A 2,596-nucleotide genomic window follows, 5' to 3' on the forward strand; every position below is an offset into this window, starting at 1 on the left:
TGCTGGCGCTGTCAGCGCACACCGGCAGCAGCACCACCATCGCCAAATGCTGCGTGATCCGGCAACAGTCCAAACAGGCGCTCACGGGCACCCCTGCGCCCCATCCAACCCGCCCGACCGCCACGCCACCGCCCCGCAGCGGACCCACCAGACAGGCGCAACACCGGACACTCAAGGGGGGGCGGGTCAAAAGTCCACCGACAGGGGGCAGGAGCCACACGCCGGCACTCGCTCCCTCTCTCCCCGAGAAAAAGTGAACACGGCGAGTGGAACGATAGGGCGTTCAACTGGGAAACCGGTGCGCCAGTATGACGATCGGCTGACGCCTCTTCGAACCGCGCGTGCGACCGAAATGTGTGCAGCAATCGCGGTTTGGCGAAGGCTGACTTGAATCGTTGGGCCGCTCGCGTGGGATTAGGTAGGGAAGCAGCATCGTTTCAACGGATTCTCGACCGCAACTCTATTGTGTGGTCATGAACGAAGCGTTGTTGTCGCCTCCGTCCGCGTCAGGTGCGTCCAGTGCCCACACGGATGTCGACGCGTGACACCCCGATCTACCAGCGCGCCGCTTCTCAATATGCGCCTAGACCGAAGCGGGACGATGTCGGTGACGCTGCAGGATGGTAAGACAGTTGCGGTGTCTCTTAACGCCGATCTTTTCGCGCCATCGAGCTTAATCGAGGAAATCGTCTACAACCCTACAAGCCTCACTGCGCAATTTCGCACTACTAGAGACGATACCTTCTCCGTCGATTTGCTCCAGCTTAAGGAAGATGCTCCCCTAGATGGAAGGCCCACGATCTACCTCGACCAGAATCATTGGAGCACACTCACTGCTGCGATTTATCGACCCGCTGCTGTTTCTAATCTAGAAGAGCGTGAGGCCGCGGCGCGTTTGATCGAACTTGCGAGTGCTCGCGAAGTGGTGTTGCCGCTGTCCACCGGACATATGTTGGAGACATGTAAGCAGGTGAATTTCGACAGACGTTACGAGCGCGCTCTAATAATCTCAAGACTATCTTCGGGGTGGCAGTTACGCAGGCCCGTAGAGGTTCGCGGACTCGAGCTTCAGAAATCGATTGCAGAGCGAAATCTCATGCCCGCCGTAGCGTTCCCCCCTGTAGTGACTCTGGCTCCGGAGTCTCAGTTCGTGAGCGCGCCACCCGATACTGAAACCACTGCTGACCTACCCGTTGAATTCCAACGGATTTGGCGGGCACTCACTTGCGTCTCTAGCCTTTTCGATACGCTGCTCGACAGCGACCATCTGCCGGTGCGGATACCTCCAGAGTGGGCTGCCGGATTTCAGCGGTTCGCAGAGATGATGCGAACAAACCCAATGAGCGGCGAAAGAAAGCGACGGCAGACATTAGAGAAGTTTACTGAGGACCTTGGATTGGAGTTTGAGAGTGCTGCACGCTCAGTGCAAGCGACTCCCCAGAAGTTCGCTGAATGGTGTGATAATTATTTTGAAAAGGATTTACCTGGAATGCCAGCACTGAGCCTATACCGCGAAGTCATTCATGAAAAGCTATGCAATGACAAGTTGCGGTGGAGAGATAACGATCTCATCGACATGATGTACCTCACCACTGCGGCAGGATATTGCGATCACGTCGTGGCGGAGCGCTCTCATGCTGCGCATATAAAAAGCGCGCTTCGGCGCCTGGAACGGCCCGACAACGTCCATCGCTCCCTCCGGCACCTGATTGACGCGCTCTAGGGTGCAGTGCGGCGATCGAAAATCAAAGCTCGGACGGTTACCTGATCTTCATCGCAGCCTCACGCCAAACGGATCGCATCGGCGCCTGCTGCGTCACCTGCCTCTCGCTGATGCGTGCTTGATTACTGGCTGAAGTGCGCCTTGCCAAGACACCCAGGATCTGTCCGGTGGAGCCGGGAGCTACGTGGACGGAGGCTGGTCCGAGCCTGCTGGGATCGACGAGATCGGGGGCTGGTCCTTGACCTCGGGGCACGTAGGGGCGGGTGCGGCCGGCTGATTCGTCACGCTGTTGGTGATCTCAACGTTGATCACGGTCTGGTTGATACTCTCGCCTTGAGAATGGCCCTGCAACACGGTCACTACCAAAGTGCAGATCGCCAACAGCACCTGGATGATGACCGCCATTAGGTTTAGGTAAGCCGTGATCGCTTCAGGGCTCTTGAGTGACTGAACCTGCTCGGCAACCTTGGGCGTGGCCTGCCCAACCGCTGCACCAAAGTCCTCTGGGGCTGAGAATTGATCTGCATCCTGCATCACGGCGTCGAGGGCCTCACCCACCATCGCGCCGAGCACTGAACCCGGCGGAATGACGTCCTTGGCGAGGTCGTCCATCATTGACCTCAGTCCCGAGCCCTCCGGTATGAGGACGTCAAACGTCAGCGCTGAGCCGGAGGGGATCAATCTCCTTGCGTAGTCGTCCAGAATTGACTGCCCCGCCGCACCGCTCGCGATCGTGTCCTTGAAGCTCACTTTGGCGCTGTCGCCCAGAAGATCCTTGAGGCTCACTTTGGCGCTGTCGCCCAGAAGATCCTTGAGGCTCACTTTGGCGCTGTCGCCCAGAAGATCCTTGAAGCTGACTTTGGCGCTGTCGCC

General features: G+C 58.3%; 2 protein-coding genes. One reads left to right on the forward strand and one right to left on the reverse strand.

The window, feature by feature from the left end:
- Positions 1-601 precede the first annotated feature (601 nt).
- A complete protein-coding gene (locus LI92_RS23460; protein WP_192830107.1) occupies positions 602-1,723 on the forward strand; it encodes a hypothetical protein in 1,122 nt (373 codons plus the stop codon).
- A 180-nt stretch (positions 1,724-1,903) separates the two neighbouring features.
- Here the strand turns inward: LI92_RS23460 and LI92_RS23985 are convergent.
- A partial coding sequence (locus LI92_RS23985; protein WP_046322349.1) for a hypothetical protein occupies positions 1,904-2,596 on the reverse strand: 693 nt, incomplete at its 5' end.

It is taken from the genome of Mycobacterium sp. UM_Kg1, from assembly GCF_000972925.1.
Lineage (GTDB): Bacteria > Actinomycetota > Actinomycetes > Mycobacteriales > Mycobacteriaceae > Mycobacterium > Mycobacterium hiberniae.

Coding starts and splice junctions, on each gene's coding strand:
- LI92_RS23460 (WP_192830107.1), top strand. CDS start 602: ATGTCGGTGACGCTGCAGGATGGTAAGACAGTTGCGGTGTCTCTTAAC.